At 37.2% G+C, this 19,172-nt stretch carries 14 protein-coding genes and 1 pseudogene; 12 read left to right on the forward strand and 3 right to left on the reverse strand.

Annotation, left to right across the window (positions count from 1 at the left end; all coding sequences use genetic code 11):
* The first annotated feature begins 1 nt into the window (after nt 1).
* From CEF16_RS19355 to CEF16_RS19395, 9 genes and pseudogenes are all read left to right on the forward strand, one after another.
* Entirely contained in the window at nt 2-535 is a 534-nt protein-coding gene (locus CEF16_RS19355) for a chromate transporter (RefSeq protein WP_091585446.1), read from the forward strand.
* Nucleotides 536-1,526: 991 nt separating this feature from the next.
* Nucleotides 1,527-2,435 carry an AraC family transcriptional regulator gene (locus CEF16_RS19360; RefSeq protein ID WP_091585448.1) on the forward strand — a complete coding sequence of 303 codons (909 nt, stop codon included), beginning with the start codon at nt 1,527-1,529 and terminating at the stop codon, nt 2,433-2,435.
* 367 nt (nt 2,436-2,802) lie between these two features.
* Nucleotides 2,803-3,767, forward strand: a pseudogene (locus CEF16_RS19365) (sugar phosphate isomerase/epimerase family protein).
* Between the two features lie 75 nt (nt 3,768-3,842).
* Nucleotides 3,843-5,021 carry a Gfo/Idh/MocA family protein gene (locus CEF16_RS19370; RefSeq protein WP_091585450.1) on the forward strand — a complete coding sequence of 393 codons (1,179 nt, stop codon included), beginning with the start codon at nt 3,843-3,845 and terminating at the stop codon, nt 5,019-5,021.
* A 1,193-nt stretch (nt 5,022-6,214) separates the two neighbouring features.
* Entirely contained in the window at nt 6,215-7,660 is a 1,446-nt protein-coding gene (locus CEF16_RS19375) for a sugar porter family MFS transporter (RefSeq protein WP_091585459.1), read from the forward strand.
* 57 nt (nt 7,661-7,717) lie between these two features.
* Nucleotides 7,718-8,746 carry a bifunctional inositol 2-dehydrogenase/D-chiro-inositol 1-dehydrogenase gene (gene iolG / locus CEF16_RS19380; RefSeq protein ID WP_091585460.1) on the forward strand — a complete coding sequence of 343 codons (1,029 nt, stop codon included), beginning with the start codon at nt 7,718-7,720 and terminating at the stop codon, nt 8,744-8,746.
* Between the two features lie 700 nt (nt 8,747-9,446).
* Nucleotides 9,447-11,915, forward strand: a complete 2,469-nt coding sequence (locus CEF16_RS19385) for a penicillin acylase family protein (RefSeq protein ID WP_091585462.1) — start codon at nt 9,447-9,449, stop codon at nt 11,913-11,915.
* An 873-nt stretch (nt 11,916-12,788) separates the two neighbouring features.
* Nucleotides 12,789-13,298: a MarR family winged helix-turn-helix transcriptional regulator gene (locus CEF16_RS19390; protein ID WP_091585463.1), complete on the forward strand. Its 510-nt coding sequence runs from the start codon at nt 12,789-12,791 to the stop codon at nt 13,296-13,298.
* A 16-nt stretch (nt 13,299-13,314) separates the two neighbouring features.
* Complete coding sequence (locus CEF16_RS19395) at nt 13,315-13,686, forward strand: rhodanese-like domain-containing protein (protein ID WP_091585464.1); 372 nt, start codon at nt 13,315-13,317, stop codon at nt 13,684-13,686.
* A 530-nt stretch (nt 13,687-14,216) separates the two neighbouring features.
* On the opposite strand, the gene CEF16_RS19400 is transcribed toward CEF16_RS19395, so the two are convergent.
* The gene (locus tag CEF16_RS19400; RefSeq protein ID WP_091585471.1) at nt 14,217-14,993 is read right to left on the reverse strand and encodes a metal-binding protein ZinT; all 777 of its coding nucleotides are present in this window, start codon (nt 14,991-14,993) and stop codon (nt 14,217-14,219) included.
* Nucleotides 14,994-15,196: 203 nt separating this feature from the next.
* Between CEF16_RS19400 and CEF16_RS19405 the strand changes: the two genes are divergently transcribed.
* The 3 genes from CEF16_RS19405 (at nt 15,197) to CEF16_RS23400 (ending at nt 16,975) form a co-directional block, all read left to right on the forward strand.
* Nucleotides 15,197-15,556 carry a DUF1516 family protein gene (locus CEF16_RS19405; protein WP_091585472.1) on the forward strand — a complete coding sequence of 120 codons (360 nt, stop codon included), beginning with the start codon at nt 15,197-15,199 and terminating at the stop codon, nt 15,554-15,556.
* A 467-nt stretch (nt 15,557-16,023) separates the two neighbouring features.
* Nucleotides 16,024-16,584: an AEC family transporter gene (locus CEF16_RS23930; protein WP_281259194.1), complete on the forward strand. Its 561-nt coding sequence runs from the start codon at nt 16,024-16,026 to the stop codon at nt 16,582-16,584.
* A 16-nt stretch (nt 16,585-16,600) separates the two neighbouring features.
* The gene (locus CEF16_RS23400) at nt 16,601-16,975 is read left to right on the forward strand and encodes an AEC family transporter (protein ID WP_245918012.1); all 375 of its coding nucleotides are present in this window, start codon (nt 16,601-16,603) and stop codon (nt 16,973-16,975) included.
* A 234-nt stretch (nt 16,976-17,209) separates the two neighbouring features.
* Here CEF16_RS23400 and CEF16_RS19425 read toward each other — a convergent pair whose 3' ends face one another.
* Entirely contained in the window at nt 17,210-17,566 is a 357-nt protein-coding gene (locus CEF16_RS19425) for a DUF2512 family protein (protein WP_091585481.1), read from the reverse strand.
* Between the two features lie 651 nt (nt 17,567-18,217).
* A complete protein-coding gene (locus CEF16_RS19430; protein ID WP_091585483.1) occupies nt 18,218-19,129 on the reverse strand; it encodes a proline dehydrogenase family protein in 912 nt (303 codons plus the stop codon).
* Between the last annotated feature and the right edge of the window lie 43 nt (nt 19,130-19,172).

The following is a 19,172-nucleotide window of genomic DNA, read 5'->3' on the forward strand; positions in this document are numbered from 1 at the left end:
AATGTTTGAACAATTAAGCTTCTATTGGAAATTATTTATTTCCTTTGTTAAGCCTGGTTTATTAGGTTTTGGGGGAGGGCCTGCCTCGATCCCGTTTATTGAAAAAGAAGTGTGTGATAAAAACAACTGGATGACACATGAAGAATTTTTCGAAGCACTTGCTTTAGGTAACTCGTTGCCAGGTCCTATCACAACAAAATTGGCGGCAATTGTTGGCTACAAGGTCGGGGGCATCACAGGAATGACAGTAGCAATAACCGGGATGGTTGTTCCTACTGCAATACTTGTTGTTCTTTTGACAAACCTTTATATGAAGTATAAAAATATTCCTAAAATAGAAGGAATCATTCATGTATTAAAAGTAGTTGTAGTTGTTCTTTTGTTACAGGTAACATGGGAGTTAGGTAAGAATGGAATTACAGATAAATTAACTATTTGTATTTTTATTGCAGCGACTATAGCGATATTTACTTTTAAATTACACCCTTTATTAGTTATAGTCTTGGCAATAGTCTTTGCTTTAATCTTTTTGTAGAATAAGAGATTTTTTCGGTCCCTATGTCAAGAAAGCAGACACCTAAATAACAAAATTTAGAACAAAAAAGACTTGTTTGGCCTACCCTAGGCACTCAAATTTAAGCAGATAACGAGTAAACTGTTTCGCATACTGTACAGGGATCATGTAGCCAATAAAACTGTGCATTCTCTTTCGGTTATAGAAGAACTCGATGTATCGACACAGCGGAAATAATTCTACGTAAAATCAATTTTTCTATGGATGATCATACTACATAGCCAGCCACGCATCAAAATGTAGCACCGCAACAGCAACAAACGGAATCATTGAAAGAACAGTCAACAGAGGCTCAGTTCTAAGTTGTCATGTGGCTCAATTTTCGATTAATATATACACTCCGAACATTTTCGTTACGAATTTAAAGCTGAGTATAGAGAAAGTGAAGCTTCTCTATTTGGTTCAGAATTTGGTAAGAGGTATGAAGAGGCACAAAATGAACCTTGGAAGAAACAGGAGCATATGACCAAGCTTTTTACTTTGTTTGAGTCTTTTTCGCTGTATCCATACTTATAAAGAGAGTTTGTATTTATGAATTTATTTGATATTCTGATAGTTAATCAAGATCGTCATAACATAACTGGCAGGTACTCTTATATTGAAGGTTTACCCACTTTTGGCCCTATATATGATAATGGTGCTTCTCTTGGATAGCAATTATCTGAACAGGTATTATCAGAGAAATTAACATTCGAAAGCAAAAATTTTTAGATACAAGGGTGAAGGTAGGTATTGATAATAAAGAATGTTCTAGAATAAATGCTGCACAAGAAAGTGAAAGGTTTTTTTAAGATGAAAATTTCCAATAAAAAAATTAGATATAACTCACATGAGAGGTTGGGGATTTTCATTTCAATGACTATTAGATAAAGTCTCCTTCCTCACCATTATGTTTAGTTAAGGATAAAGCTTTTGTCATTTTATATGATACCGGTTGATAGGGAGTGGTTTTTTGACACTAAACAATTTTGTATCGGGAAAAATCTTTTTGAATGAATATGTTCATCGTTTAGAGCAGAACGGGGCAGTTTTTAACATACCCTATTGGGGGGCTATGCCTAATCATTATAATACGCTTCATCATAAACATTCTTTTTTTGAAGTGTGTTATGTCGTAGAAGGGGAAGGGACTTATATCGATGGGGACGACGTATACCCGCTTAAAAGAAATACAATATTTCTTTCTAGACCAGGTGTTTCGCATCAAATTAAAAGTGAGCAAGGATTATTTCTTGTATATGTCGCATTTCAATTGGTTGAATCAGAATCAAGTGATGAATGGATCACGATCATAGAGAACGCCAAGCATTGTCCAAAAATAATCTTTGAAGTAAATGAGGACACGGTTCCTGTACTTCTATGGAAATCTTTACTCATCCAAGCGTCAGAGCCGAAACATGATTTGTTAAAAGAGGCACTAACAAACTTAGCAGGGAGCCTCATTTTTTCTATTATTCATTCTTTTGTGCCTATTTCTAAGAAGGAGGAATCGGTACATTTGCCTGCACCTTCTTCCCAATTTCTTAAACAGGTCATCATTTATATTCGTGATAATCTATCGGATTCATTAAAAATGACCGATATAGCCGACCATTTCCATGTATCTAGGAGGCATTTGTCTCGTCTATTTGTATCTGAGATAGGGATGAGTTACTCTGATTTTGTACAAAATGAAAGGATAGAGAGGGCGGCAACGCTGCTTAAATCAACAAGCTTATCCATTAGTGAAATTGCTGAAGAAAGCGGTTTCTCTGAGGTTCATTATTTTACTCGTGTATTTACTTCTAAAATGCGTAATCCTCCAGGGCGTTTCCGTTCACTTTACTCCAACTTAAAAACGAAGGACTTCACAGAGTATTGATTCTTTTATCAATTTTTTAATGACGTAATGTTTTAAGGGATTAGTAAATGATAATTTAGTCTTCATAGTATAAGTCGTTACTATAAAAATGAAGAGCGATTATTCATGTGCAGTGACTTTGTAATTGATTTCACATTTTTTTAATTTATTGAAAATACTTTGCGTCATGGCCTCAAAATCCAAAACAGAGTCATAATAATTCAAATACAAACGTTTCTTATTCTCTTACAATTCAGGTATAAGTTAATAAAAAACTTTTTTTATACCTGAAAGAAAACGATTACAAGGGCCTTTTTCGAGCTAAGAAAAGAAAAAGGATGATCGTTGTGTTAGGGAAATGAACTTATCTTACGGAGGGATGGCCATGATGAAATCGGGTCTAGTCACTGATATTTTAGATTATATGACCTTTAAAGAAATGCTCGATACTGTGTCGACCAAGGAATCGAAACATTAGAGTTGGGTTGTGGGAATTGGTCAAGCGCACCGCATGTTGATTTAGATGGTTTGTTAGAGAGTGCACCGAAACGTCAGGCATTTTTAGATGAAATCCAAAAGAGAGGACTGGAAATCGCAGCTTTAAACTGTTCGGGTAATCAATTGGAACCTACAGAACGTGGAGAAGCTCACAAAGCAGTCGTTGAGAAAACTTTTAAGTTGACAGGTCTATTAGGAGTTGAAACGGTCGTTATGATGTCTGGGTGCCCTAGCGGCGGGCCGGATGATGTGACACCGAACTGGATTACTCATCCAATATTGCCCCCGCACTTTGAGGCACTAGATTGGCAATGGAATGAAGTCGCTTTTCCTTATTGGGAGAAGGCTGTTAAAGTTGCGAAAGAGTATGGTGTTAAAAAAATCGCGATTGAAAATCTAGGGTTTAATTTAGTTCATAATCCTGAAACACTTTTTAAATTAAGAAATGAAATCGGTAACATGGTCGGGATGAATTTTGATCCAAGTCATTTATTTTGGATGGGTGGAGATCCTATTGCAGCTGCAAGAGAATTAGGTCATGCGATGTATCATGTCCATGCGAAAGATGTAAGAATCGAAAGAGGAGTAAATGATATTCATGGTCTTATTGACGTGAAGCCTATGGAAAGGTTTGCCACCCGCTCATGGAACTATGCAGCGCTCGGGCATGGTCATGATATTGGCTTTTGGAAAGAATTTCTTACAGTCGTTAAGATGAGTGGTTATGAGGGACCAATTGTTCTTGAAATGGAAGATTTAACTATGGATCCTTATACTGGTGTGGAAAAATCAATGAATGTTTTGAAAGAATCCTTACCTAGAACTTTTAAAGAACGAGAACTAATTACAAAATAAAAATCTTTAGATTGAAAATTTGAAATGTTTAAAAAACTATAAATTTGCTCATATGAAGAAAGGGAGGAGTTTACTATGCTAAATGGGGAAAGATTGATTTCAAGACCAATACGTTGGGCCATGGTTGGAGGCGGGCGTACTGGTCAAGTGGGGTACAAACATCGCACTGGAGCACTTCGGGATAACACTGCTTTTGAATTAGTGGCAGGTGCGTTTGATATAGACGCTGAAAGGGGAAAGGATTTTGGTGTTAATATCGGTGTTCCTGAGAATCGATGCTATCCTGATTACCAGACTATGTTTGCTGAAGAAGCGGATAGGGAGGATGGTATTGATGTTGTCTCCATCGCTACTCCTAATGCAACGCATTATGACATTTGCAAAGCTGCATTAGAGGCTGACCTGCATGTTATTTGTGAAAAACCATTGTTTTTTACTACTGAAGAAGCACAGTTTATCAAGGAGTTAGCAGAGGAAAAAGGAAAAATTGTAGGTGTGACATATGGTTTTTCCGGCCATCAGCTGCTCCTGCAAATGCGTGCAATGATTGAGCAAGGAAAAATAGGCGATGTACGTGTAGTGGATTTACAATATACCCATGGTTTCTGTGCAACAGATGAGGGAGATCAAAAAAATGATGCACAAAAATGGCGCGTTGACCCGAAAGTTGCGGGACCTAGTTTTGTTTTAGGGGATCTGTCCACTCACACATATTACATGTCTCAGTTAATTTTACCTCATATGAAAATTAAAAAATTATTATGCGACCGTCAAAGTTTTGTTGGAAGCCGTGCACCATTAGAGGACAATGCACACGTTCTGATGCATTATGATAATGGAGCAGTCGGAACGATGTGGACTTCATCGATTAATGCTGGATGCATGGATGCTCAAAGAATCCGTATTGTCGGATCAAAGGCAAGTTTAGAGTGGTGGGATAGCAGACCGAATGAATTAAGATATGAAGTTCAAGGGGAACCTGTACAAACAATGATACGTGCTATGCCATATCTAGATGAGAGCTGTAATGCAGATGAAAGATTAGGCGCATTACATGCTGAAGGGTTATCTGAGTCTTGGGCCAATATTTATCTCAAGTTTGCTATGGCCATTGATGCTAAAGATCGTGGTGATAAGGAAACATTGAAAAATTTGGTGTATCCTGATATTGACACTGGGTTAGAGGGTGTTCGCTGGGTTGAAAATTGTGTACGTTCTGCTGATCAAGGAGCAGTATGGGTAGATTTTGAATAGTACTTTATGAAAAATAAATGATAAGGCTGTCTTTTATGCTTAAGGGCAGCCTGACTTCCATTGATCAGCCATAATACAAAATTGGCCAAAAAGCAATGAACTTGCTGCAAATGATTAATAAGGAGAAGATAGAAAATCATTCTTGTGTAATGAAATATTATCCTATGATTCTAGTATATTCCATATCATATAATTTCTGTAAGAATGATGGTATTAATTTGTCCTATGTCTTTAAAATACAAAATGATGTCTCGATAATTCAAATACAAATTGTCTTTTATTTCTTACAATTTAAATATATCTAAGAAAAGGAAATGAGTTAGCAAGAAAGTGTTTATACAATAAGTTAAAGAAATATATACAGTATCACATACCTTTTCGTCTCCCTCATTTCGTTCTTAAATAGGTAAGTTATGTAATTCAACTTAGTTTATTTTAGACAAAAGGCTTTTTTATAACAGAAAAAGGAAAACGATTTCATTTGATGGTTGGCAATAGAAAGAAGTCGTTTGGTCTTATTTGGAAGAGGGCCTTATGACAGTGAAAGAACATGGTGGGGATAAAAGTGGATCCCAATTATATATTCCACCCTTAATGAGGAGCCAGACGAATATAGGGGATTCCGTTAAAGGCGCGAACAACGTATTCGTAACTAAGAAGGGACCTCAGTTTAAGTACGTACCCGAAGTAGGGCCTAGATGACCTATATTGTGTAGTTCTAACCCCGTATTGAATACTTTATTTTGGATGGGAGGTGAACCTATTACGGCAACAAGAGAATTAGACAAGACTATGTATCACATTCCCAGCAAAAGATGAGAGAATTGATAGAGGGAGCAAAGATTACACGGCCCGAAGCTGATGGAGATTTTTGCAACTCGTTCATGTAACGAGGTAGCTATTAGTGTTTTAGGATTAGGAGAATAAGGGAATGATAGCGCTTAAAAATAAAAAAATTATATACACTAACGACATATTTTTTTAGAGGCTTTTGAAAACGATTGCAAAAGCTTACCTGTTCTTAATTAGCGCTCAAGTTAATTTAGTACCCGTATGAAAGTCAAACGGAGCAGTCGTAAGAAATGGTTACTGCCCGCTGGTGAAATGCTCAAGGGTGCATAAAGATGTGCTCTTCCCCTTTTCTACTATGTGTACGAAAATAACTTTTCATTTAATAAAGGAGGAATGAATTTATGAAACTAAATAGCCAACTATATTATATTTTATTTATATCAGCAGTAGCTTCTTTAGGTGGACTTCTGTTTGGTTATGATACAGCGGTTGTTGCAGGGGCAGAACAATCCGTACAATTATACCTAGTGGACAGTTTAGGGTTAAGTTCATTTATTCATGGTCTTACTGTATCTAGTGCATTGGCAGGATGTATTATAGGGGCAATAATATCTGGAGTGTTGTCCAATTCAATAGGACGACGTAATACATTAGTTATTGCAGCTGTTTTATTTTTTCTTTCGGCACTAGGTTCAGCTTACCCAGAGTTAATATTCTTCACTGCAAGTGAACCTAGTTTAGCATTGTTGGTCACTTTTAATATTTATAGAATAATAGGTGGTATTGGAGTAGGTTTAGCTTCAGCCATAGCACCTGTCTATATAAGTGAAATGAGTCCTCCGAATATCAGAGGAAAAATGGTCGTTACTTATAATATGGCTGTTGTGTTTGGTCAAACTGTTGTATACGTTGTCACTTGGTTCATCGTACTAGGTAAATCTAGTGATTGGATTAATGATATGGGCTGGAGATATATGTTTGCTTCCGAAATGATCCCAGCTGCATTATTTTTCTTCCTTCTATTATTTATCCCGGAAACACCTAGATATATGGCCCTTAAACAGGACTATGGTAATGCATATAACTTATTGGAAAAGATAAATGGGTCTAAACAAGTAGCTAGTGAGACCCTTCAACAAATCAAACATTCTTTAAACACTTCAACAGAAAAAGTGAGCATCTTTTATTATGGAAAGCTAGTTTTGTTTGTAGGTTTTCTAGTAGCTATTTTGCAACAATTTATAGGCATAAATATTATTCTATATTATGCACCGCGGATCTTTGAAAACCTTGGTGCTGATCCGTCAACATCCATGTTACAAACGATATTTATTGGAGCTATAGGTGTTGCTGTTTCATTCCTATCTATAAGGTTAGTTGAAGCAAAGGGAAGAAAATTCTTGCTGCTTTTTGGTTCTGCAGGATGTGCGATTTGTTTAACTGCAGTAGCGACACTTTTCTATTTAGGTATCCAAGGAATTAGTACACTAATCTTTATTTTAGGATTTGTAGCTATATTCCAGATGACTTGGGGACCTGTTACCTGGGTTTTACTCTCAGAGTTGTTCCCTAATAAGATTAGAGGGCAAGCTGTTGCTATTGCTGTTACATTAATGTGGGGCGCTAATTTAACAGCTTCATCTACATTTCCTCCACTAAATGATGCTTTAGGTGCAGGAGCTTTTATCATTTACGGCCTTATTAGTACTTTTGCCTTTTTCTTTGTATTAAAATTTGTTCCAGAAACAAAAAATAAATCACTTGAAGAAATTGAAGAGATATGGCTCGCTGGAAAAAAAGTTGAACCAGAAATAACAGATATGGTTTCTGAAAAAAAGTTGAATTAGAAATGCGGAGAAAACAAGAGAATGATTAAGAAAATTTTAAAGAGGGAGTTATTATTCATGACATTAAGAATTGGTGTCATAGGAACAGGTGCGATTGGACAAGAACATGTTCATAGAATTACACATTCACTACAAGGGGCAGAAATTGTTGCGGTCACTGATGTAAATAAAGAGCAAGCAATCAAAGTTGTGAAAAAGCAAAATATCAATGCTAAAGTTTATGAAAGCGGAAACGAATTAATTCAATCGAGTGATGTTGAGGCTATTATGGTCACGTCATGGGGACCGACTCACGAAGAATTTGTCTTAGCGGCCATTGATGCGGGAAAGCCGGTTTTCTGTGAAAAACCACTTGCAACGACGGCTGAAGGATGTAAACGAATTGTTGATGCGGAGGTTACACACGGAAAACAGTTGGTACAAGTAGGTTTTATGCGCCGCTTTGACCATAGTTATCGACAATTGAAAAAAGTCATCGATGAAGGAAAGATCGGTGATCCGTTAATGGTAAATTGCGCACATCGTGCTCCAGCAGCACCAGGTTTTAAAGGAGACATGGCGTTAACAGACTCGCTCGTTCATGAAATGGATGTGCTGAGATGGTTACTTGATGATGATTATGTATCTGCTCAAGTTCTCTTGCCAAGAAGAACGCGCTTTGCAGATGAAGGACTCCAAGATCCACATATTATGTTACTAGAAACGAAACAAGGCATTCGAATTAGCGTAGAAAGCTTTGTTAATTGTCAATATGGCTATGATATTCAATGTCAAGTTGTGGGAGAAACAGGAACAGCTAATTTACCAGAGCCATCAAGTGTACCTGTACGTAGTGACGCAAAACTTTCGAATGAAATTTTAGTAGACTGGAAAGATCGCTTTATTGATGCTTTTAATGTTGAGTTTCAAGAGTGGATTGATTCAACGAAAAAAGGAGAAGTAAATGGTCCGTCAGCTTGGGATGGTTATGTTGCAGCCGTAACTTCGGATGCTTGTGTTGAAGCAAAAAGAACAGGGCAGATTGAGCCGATCTCGATGCCTAAGCGTCCAGCGTTTTATGATAGAGGACAAAAAGTTAAATTATAGTTTAATATCTCGATTAAATATCAACTTTTTATATTACATGTTGATGAAAAATTGATTTCTAGGGGCCATCCTAAACGAAGGAATGGTCCCTTTGTTTGTTCGTCAAGGGTTAGGGATCGATAAAATGTAACGACAAAGGAACACACCCTGTAGCAAACAAAACAAGAAGCATCCATTTTTGAATTGCTTAAAATTTCATGTTTCCAGTTTCTGATATTTATTACTGATAATTTATTTGAAATTATATAGTTAATAATATATGATAAGGTATATGAATTGTTAGAATATTATTTAAATGGTTACATTAAGGCTTCGTAAGTTAGGTGAAAGTATTAAAGGGGGGATAAAAATTATTTGTGTATTCCACTAATTTTAGATGCAGATGATGTCTTCTAAAGCCTATTAAATTTACCTAAAAAGGCAATGACATCTAGAGATAAACGGATGAGTAATGAGTAATCAAAAAGCAAACCTAATAATGAAAGGTGATAGAAAATAACGGTTATTTAATTTAATAAAGAGAGTATTAAATAGAAGGGGGGGACTTCATGATTAAACAGTTATTTCATAAACAAAAAAGACTTAAATTAGCTTCGGCAGGAAATAGGTTTTTTAGGTTCACATCAGTGATAGAGAAAAAGCAACGTAATTTCATGCTGCTCTTATAAACGCATGTCTAAGATATGATTGGAGGGAAAATATGAGGAAATTTGTGTGTTTAGCAATCGCTGGACTTATGGTGCTTCCCGTTATGGGAGTACAGGCAAATGATTCATCGTCCTTTAGCCGGCCACATCAAGAAGATCGTCACGAGGCTGCTGAGAAGTCTGAGAGAGTAGGCGAAGTTGAGGTCATACGGGACGAGTACGGTGTTCCTCATCTTTATGCTAAAAACAAAGAGGATTTGTATAAGGCATATGGGTATGTGATGGCGAAGGATCGCCTCTTTCAGTTAGAAATGTTTAAGCGCGGGAATGAAGGAACAGCGTCAGAAATTTTTGGTGATGAATACTTTTTCAGGGATCAACAAAGCAGGCGGGATGGCTATACGGATGCAGAAGTTAAGGATATGATTGCGGACTTGGAACCGAAAACAAGAGAGATTATTGAACAATTTGCTGACGGAATTACAATGTACATACAAGAAGCTTTACAAGCCCCCGACGAGAAGTTATCTAAAGAGTTTCATGACTATAACTTTTCACCTGAAGATTGGACTGCTGTTGATGTAGTGCGCGTCTATATGGCTTCCATGACTTATTTCATGGATAGTCACCAAGAGTTAACAAATGCCGAGATTTTAAAGGCATTGGAAAATGAATATGGAAAAGAACAAGCGAAAAAAATGTTTGATGATTTAATTTGGGAAAACGATCCAAAAGCACCTACTAGTATCCAAGACAGTAAAGAGAATGCAGAAAACAATGGGACTTATAGTTCCATGCAGGAGATTTCATCGGGAGTAATAAGCGCTGCGGAAGATGTGGGGAAAGAAAGAAAAGACTTTGTGGAATCATCAGAAAAGCTTGGTCTGCCTCTGAAAATTGGCAGTAATGCGGCAATTGTAAGCCCTGACAAATCAGCAACAGACAATGCTGTATTATTCAGCGGGCCTCAAGTCGGTTTCGTTGCGCCTGGGTTTTTGTATGAAGTAGGCTTGCATGCTCCAGGATTTGATATGGAAGGCTCCGGTTTTATAGGCTACCCTTTTATTATGTTTGGTGCGAATAATTTCTTTGCTTTCAGTTCAACGGCAGGTTATGGGAACGTAACCGACATATTTGAAGAACAATTAAACCCGGAAAATCCTCACCAGTACCGTTATAATGGTAAGTGGAGGGATATGGAAAAAAGAACGGAAACCTTTTATGTCCAAAAAGACAACGGGGAAAAGAAAAAGGTAGAAGAGAGCTTTTATCGTACCGTTCACGGGCCCGTTGTTAGTATAGACGAGGAAAATAACGTTGCATACAGTAAATCATATTCCTTTCGCGGTACTGAAACACAAAGTATAGAGGCGTTTATGAAGGCTAATTGGGCAAAAAATATACATCAGTTTGAAGAGGCAGCTAGTCAATTTACGATGTCTTTAAATTGGTATTACGCCGATAAAAGAGGAAACATTGGTTACTATCATGTCGGGAAATACCCGAAAAGAAATGATGAAATTGATCCAAGATTCCCGACACCAGGAACCGGTGACTATGAGTGGGAAGGTTTTTTGCCATTCCACGAAAACCCACAGGTCGTCAATCCTGACAGCGGATATGTGGTGAATTGGAATAATAAACCTTCCAAAAACTGGACAAATGGAGAATTAAGCTTTAATTGGGGACAAGATAATCGAGTTCAGCAGTTTATCAAGGGCATGGAAACAAGAGATGAAGTCAAATTGGAGGACTTAAATGAAATTAACTACACAGCTAGTTTTGCTCAGCTTCGTACCCACTACTTTAAGCCATTATTAATAGAAACACTGGAGAACCACGAAGATGAACAAGAACACTATTCCTACTTGAAAGAAGAACTGGAAAAGTGGAACAACCTAGAAGAGGATGTAAACAAGGATGGGGAGTACGACGCAGGTATTGCTACGTTCTTTAATGAATGGTGGGAGCTTGTTCACGATAAAATATTTGAAGACGAATTAGGACACATGAATGAATTAACAAAAGAAATCACTGATCATCGTTATGGGGCTACATTAGCTTATAAGGTCCTAAATGAAGAGGAAACGAATGTTGACTGGGCAGATAAAGATCCTGAACAAATTATTCTAGAAAGTGCTGACCAGGCTTTTGACAAAATGCAGCAAGAAAAAGGATCGACCGTGGAGGATTGGCGTTCTTCAATTCGTACCATGACATTTGGGGAAGAATCTTTAATTGGTATTCCGCATGGGTTAGGAGATGAAACACCTATAATTAGTATGAACCGAGGCAGCGAAAACCATTATATCGAAATGAAACCGAGGGCTCCACAAGGGTACAATGTCACCCCTCCAGGTCAAATAGGTTTTGTCAAAAAAGATGGAACACTCAGTCAACATTATAATGATCAACTAGAACTTTATGAAAACTGGGAGTTCAAAAAATATTTATTTAACAGGAAGGATATCAAAAAAGCCGCTTCTACTACAGAAAAAATATATGTTCGCCCTGAGAATTAAAGGTAAGTTTTGAGATTTATTTCCTAATCCTCATGGTTTATTCCTGGGCTTAAAGCCGGGCCCATTCCCTTTTTACTTACCCGTCCGGGTCCCATATCGGTTTAGGGGATGAAAATCATCCAAAGCGGAAGAGGTGTTAGGGTATTGCAACGATTCTTTTTTTCGTTCCATAAAATATTTAATTTAAATTTAAAACCATCACATTTGATGGTTTTTTCTTTTTGCTTTTTTCAATTATGATAAGGGTAATGTTGAGGAGAAATGAGCTGTAGATACCTATAATGAATCCGGAACATGTAAGAGGCATCATCCCCTTATTCGTCAGTTTCAAAAGATATCTATGTTTAATTACAAAGCGTCTGATATTATGCAAGGGATAGATGTAAATTATAAGAATATAATTGATTTATTGTTTCATTTTAACAACTACTCTTCCTTTTTCCATAGCTACGGGTCAACCAAGACCCGGGGCCGGCTACGGCAAAATTTTTTCGTGAACTGATGAAGCTTTAGCCTAATATTACGAAGGAGTGTTACCCGGAACAAGGAAAGGACTTTTTTATTCTGTATTAATATATGGAAAAGAATAAGGGTCTTTCAATTACATCGCCTAAATAATAACATATGAAGGCTTTTTGGTATAGTTTAGCAGCGTCGATTGCGATAATGAGCACTTGTTCAAAGTCCCCCCACACGCAACTGATCTCTAAACTGACATTCTTAATGTGGTATTTCATGCGTCCCATGCGACTTCAACCTCCTATTCATTAGTGGGTAGTGATGAGATTTTATATCGAATAGGAACTTGACAAAAGTAATTTGGCACCTTATTATATGTGTATAAACTATTAGGTTTTAGAAAGGAACACCATAATGGATTTTAACCTGCAAGACTTACCAAGCACCAAAATTTTATCCGAATACGCTGAACAAATCGCAGAAGTAGATGTATTGTCTGTAGAGTTATGCCTCACTTTTCTTGCAACAGCACGCAAATTATCGGATTCTTATCAGTTTTATTTTTCTAAGCATGGGTTATCGGAAGGTAAATTTACTATTCTTATGCTGCTTTACCGGGATTCAAATAAAGCGCTTTTTCCATCTGAACTGGCTGAAAGAGCCGGGGTGACAAGAGGGACGGTCACAGGACTGCTGGATGGATTGGAAAAGAGCAACTGGGTGAAAAGGCAGCACAATGTTGAGGATCGGCGCAAGCTTTCCATTGTACTAACCGATGAAGGGAAGCAGCGATTAGAGAAGATGCTTCCAGACCATTATTTTAAAACAAACGCATTGATGAAGAATTTAAGTGATAAGGAGAAAGAGCTGTTTAAAGCTCTGCTTCATAAAATTTATGAAGGCACTTCGGTGCTGTATGAATAAAGGGAGGAATGTAATAATGGCTGCCAATGCATACTTTGAAGAAAAAATTAAGTCAACGTTTAGCCCTATGGATTACATGATGCAGGCAAAAGAATCCCCTGAAAAATTTTACCTGGTTGATGTACGCAACGGTCTGCCTCATCTTAAAAAAGAAAAGATAGAAGGGGCCGTAGAAATACCACAAGCAGAACTGGAGAACCGTCTAAATGAATTGCCGAAAGATAAAACATTGGTTCTGTATTGTTGGGATGTTTGGTGCAATACAGCAGCAAAAGCTGCATTAACGTTAATAGACAAAGGGTTTGACGTAAAGGAACTAGCTGGCGGGATCGCTGCATGGAACAAGATGGAGTTTCCAACAGAAACCGTGGAAGGCGTTACGAAATAAAAAATTGCAGGTAGATGAGATAAAGACATTCTGGCTGACGGAGTGTCTTTATCTCATTGTTTATGGTCCTTCCTTTTCACTAAATAATAGTTTCGTTATAACTTTTCATAATGAATGGTTATTATTTACGTTATACTTGACCGTTTTTTTTAGCGCCTATCCCCCACAAGTTTTAAAGGGGATGCAGCGCTGACTTTTTGCTTTAATACGCCTTTTTTCCAGAAACCCATATTATTAACACACCAGGAGAGGAAACTAACATTATCGATATTAAAACAGGATTGAAACAACACTTCAATACTCCGATATATATACGGGCGCGCATCTGGTATGAATGGGCGCTCTATTTTATAGTCACATATAAATTTGTTCTGACTTTTCTACACTGATTAGAGCCATGGAAAAAGGGACTTTTTAACCCTCTTTCCACACAATTTTCCGATTATCTTAAATAAAGATCTTTTTTAGTATGAAAAGGACCGGTTATGAATTGCTAAACTTAGAATCATACATACCTGTCAAGGTAATAATTAATGCGACATCATCTCATGGGCAATATCATGTCCATCCATTTCTGAAGGGTAGTAAGTAGGCCAGTTTACCACTTCATCCAATAAAGCTTCGCGGTCGTCACCCCAATACAGGTGGTAGTGATCAGCTTCATTCGGATAGATACTATGATCACTAAATTGAATATACTGAGGAACTCCTTCAGCTTCTTCTTCTAGTTTAAATATGTATCTTACTCCTCTATTTCCCGCATCATATGTTAGAATTTCGTACCCATCATAGATATACTCACCAGAAGATTCCTTTCCATTTTTGAAGAAGGTAACAGTATTGTCTTGAATCACGATACGGTTAACATCGGTTTGATATCCTTCGTTATAATACTCCTTGTATTCTTCAGCTGTCTTGTCTCCTTCGTGTTCCGCTTTATGGTCAAACACCTCGTCGAGCGTACCATCCTGTAGATATGGATATACAGACTGCCAGTCTCCTTCCCAATCGGAGAGGGAACGATCCTTCACTTGGCTGTCTTCAAAATAGCCGTCATAAATTTGTTCTGTTTCTTCATCGTCTGCATGGCTATGATCATGCTCATGCTCATGATTGTGATCGTCTTCACTTTCATGTGTATGACTTTCAGACGTTTGCTCCTGCGTTTCAGAAGAGTCTTCTGAAACAGATGAGGATGTTTCATGATCATTTGACTCATCTTCGGTTGAATCTGACGTCTGACACCCAACTACTAGTAGTGAACTGATAGCTAATATGCTTACCCCTTTTGCAAATGAAATCTTCATCTGTGACACCCCTTTAATCGTAATGATTACGATTAAATATTATATATGTACCTTGTGAGAACGTCAAGTGAAAATTACCAATTTTTCTTCTCGGATGGGGAGAACGTTGGTCCCGTTCTTTACAAATCGTCACTTTTTTCTTTTTCTTTCTAGCTATAAAAACGTTAAAATAATAATATTCCTGAAAGAATTCGGAGGTATGTATGATTGTCCACTACCATCTTGGTTCCATTACTCTAATTATCTTCCTTTTTATCATTGTCAATCACTTGTATACACGGCAAAAGAAGAGAACAGCGGTTATTCTCCACCAAGTACTTCGGTTCATGTATTTGTTTGCTGCCCTGACTGGTCTCATGCTGCTTGGAATACTGCCCGTGTACCTGGGAGGCTTATTTAAGGCGTTTTTAGGCCTTGGCAGTATTGGATTAATAGAAATTTACTTTGTTCACAAATTAAAAAACGACGCCCCTAAATACTTACACGTGATTCTTATTGTCTTTTTGTCCATTACAGTAATCATGGGATTAGTTCTCCCTCAAGGCATCTCCATTTTATTCTAGAGCCGCTTGTAAAACTGTTTCAATTGGTTTCGTGATTTCATTTGAATCTTTCCCATTCGAAAGTGTAAATTTTAGAGGGACATTTCACTTTCATCTATAATCACTGCCAACATGTTGCTGCATAACCAACTTCCCCTTCTGCAGCGCCTCCTGCCCCGGCTGCTGCTGAGGGGCGAGCTCCTATATTGCCTGCGAATAATCCAGTAACCGCACTCCATTTTCACTGCCAACACCAACAATACAACAGCATTAGCTAATACCGGTTAGCTGCATTACTTCACTTGAACATTGATTCTTGTGCTGTCTTGTAGTTTTCATTTGGGACGATTACGTTTCTCTTCACAGGAATTGTTCTTTTACGTCACTTCACGGTGTTTAAAGAATGGAGGAATGCGGCATTAATGGCCAGTTTGTGAATATTATGAAGCAGCAGATAAATAAATGGATGTTTTTATGTTACATTTGATATGCAAATACGGTGTTACACTCTTCCCCATATTACACAACATTTTTCTCATGCTCTTCATTGCCGATACACTTTAAGCTATTCATTGAAACGATGTATTATCTGGAAGACATTGCATAACATTCAATTCGATTTAAGTACTCTATCAAAAATGTTAACGTACATATTTTTACCGGCTGTGATTTTTTCAAACATTTACCAGAATGAAATGGAGGGGAGCCTGCTATTACAGGTCGGAGGGTTTCTAGCATTGCAGTTAGTGATACTTGCTGTTATCGCCCATATCGTAGAAAAAATATTAAAAATGGACCGAAAACTTACCTCTACATTTAAAAACAGCCTTGTATTAAACAACTCTGGAAACTTTGGCCTTCCTGTCAGCCAATTAGTTTTTCATAGCAATCCAATTGGGGCTTCTATTCAAATTATTGTGATGATGTTCCAAAACATTGTGACCTATACATATGGTTTAATGAATGCCGCATCAGCGAAACAAGCAGATTTAAGTGCATTAAAGGAACTTTTTAAGACACCTATCTTATATATTAGGGTTCATATTTAATCGTTTTGATATTTCTATACCTTCTTTTCTATGGTCCCCTCTTGAAAATGCAGCAAATGCTTTTCTAGCGTTTGCTCTGCTGACGCTTGGAGCACAAGTTGCTTATCCCGCCCTTAAAAATTTCACCTTCATTTTTCATCTCAGTGTGTTGGGGCGGCTTGTTTTTTCACCAATCCTAGCATTGGCTATATTATTAATCCTAGGCATGGATGGCACGATTGCTCAAGCTTTATTTATCGCAAGCTTTTTCCCTATGTCCCGGAACAGTGCGTTGTTTGCATTAATCTATGACAATTATCCCGATTATGCAGGGCAGGGAGTCCTTGTTTCTACCTTGTTAAGCAGTATTACTGTAACTATTGTGGTTTATTTAGCAGAAGTTATTTTCTAGGGAAGTTTAATCATTTTACCTTTTTATAGGTATAATACTTATATGCTTTGTACCGGATCAGAGTCCACTGACGTAAACGTTCACCCCGGCCGGATACAAAAAATAATGAATCTACTCAAAAGGGTATACTGTTAATGTGTGTAATTTTATCAAAATAATTGCGTTAGCAAAATGCTGACATTCTGCTAACGCAGTGAAGTAATTAAATTTACAAGAAAGGTCTTACATATGAACTTAAGTAGGTGATTTTTGTGTTCTTTCACTTTTTATCAACCAGTTATGTTGAACTAATTCTGTTATAGAAAGTAACAAGGAAGTTAAAAGAGCCCCAAAAAAAGTAACCGTAGCTGTAGCAAAAAATAATGAAACTACATATACGAGAATGGTTGCCGCAATGAAATCAAGAACGGTGCTAAACCAAAATGTTCCTTTTTTCAATATAAACAGTTCCATCATGTGAGCAGAAACAGCCAGAATAAGACCAACAACAATCGGCTGCCATAAATTTGCGTAGTTTACATTTGGAAATATAAAAGCGGCTATAGCTACTGTAATGGGACAAACAAATAGTTTAACGATCAATCCAAGCAATATAATTTCCTCCTTTCAACCCTTTAATATGTCCATAAGTAATTTCTACATACATAATGAAGATACATACTTCAACAAACTCAACTCCAAAAAAAAATAGGTCTTCTATACGGCCATTAAATCCCCGTATCATAGTCAAACGATTTAAGAAGGTGGAAGAAGTTGAATAAACTATAATTATTATTTAAGAAGCAACGTAGCGAAAAGGGTATGAAGAGGAATTTTTTCTCCTAGAAAGTATTAGCGTTACAAGTGGAAATGGGAGAGTTAGCAAATGCATGGAGAGGGCTTTGAGTAAGGATTAAGAGGTCGAGAACATTAGAGTAGAATATGGGATACGCTGCAGACACAAAACGCTTATCGAATCAAACAAAACCTGCTCCCTGACAAGAAATATGTACATTGTTTATCTTTTGTCAAGAGGTTGATAGGCCCGCTGTCAGCCCTTCTTGCTTCTTATTAGTATAGCCGTACAATATAATTGCTGACAGCGGCAGCATGCCGAAGGTTTCACGCATTACTTGTATTGGACAGCCCAACTTCTTCTGTATATTATCGTATTTGCGCGATTAGTTTTTTTAGTCTCTTTTTGTTAATTCGGCATATGATTATCGCAAGTCTTTTCGAACATTGTATAGGGTCGTTATCATTCTATTTAGAGAAAAATCCTTTAAACGCAAAGGCTACATTTTGTGGTCGTTCAGCTAATCGACGCATAAAATAACCATACCAATCATTACCGAACGGTACGTAAGTTCTAAAACGATACCCTTCATTGACCAGTTGTTCTTGAAGTTCATTGCGAAAACCATATAGCATTTGAAATTCAAACAAATCTTTTGGAATGTTATGAATATCGACAAATTCTTTTACTTTTTCAATAATATAATGGTCATGTGTTGCAATAGCTGTATAACTACCATTTAAAAGATGTTTTTCAATAAGTGCTAGAAAATTAGCATTGATGTCTTCTTTATCTTGAAAGGCCACTTCTGCACTTTCTTTGTAAGCCCCTTTTACAAGCCGTAAAGGCACGCCTTTTAAATGTTCTAGATCAGTTTCTGCACGATGTAAATACGCTTGAAGAACGGTACCGACGTTATCATAATCTTCATGCAATTCTTTTAGCAGATTAAGTGTTTGCTGATAATGACTGTAATCTTCCATATCAATGTTCACAAAGTTACGATGTTTTTCAGCTGTTGAAAGAATGTTTCTCATGTTGTCTAAACATAATTTTTCGTCAATGTCTAGTCCGAGTTGAGTCAGCTTTAATGATAAATGACAATCAACCCCATACTCTGCCATGGCGTTTATCGTTTCCATACAGCAGTCAGCGGCTTCTTCTGCTTCTTTGCTTTCCGTTACAAATTCACCAAGGTGATCAACGGTACACATTAATCCTCTTTCATTTAAGGACTTGACGGTTTTCATGGCACTATCGATGGTTACTCCAGCAACAACTTTAGAAGCTCCTAGTTTAAGCCCCCATTTTTTTGCTCCGCGATTTAACGTTTTATTCTTTGATAAAAAGAGGAAAAAGTCTCTGCTTACTTGTTTCATTGTGTGAAATCCCCCCTAAGTTTAAAAGTAGAAAGAGCCAGCC

This window comes from Alteribacillus bidgolensis (assembly GCF_002886255.1).
In the GTDB taxonomy this organism is placed as follows: Bacteria; Bacillota; Bacilli; order Bacillales; family Marinococcaceae; genus Alteribacillus; species Alteribacillus bidgolensis.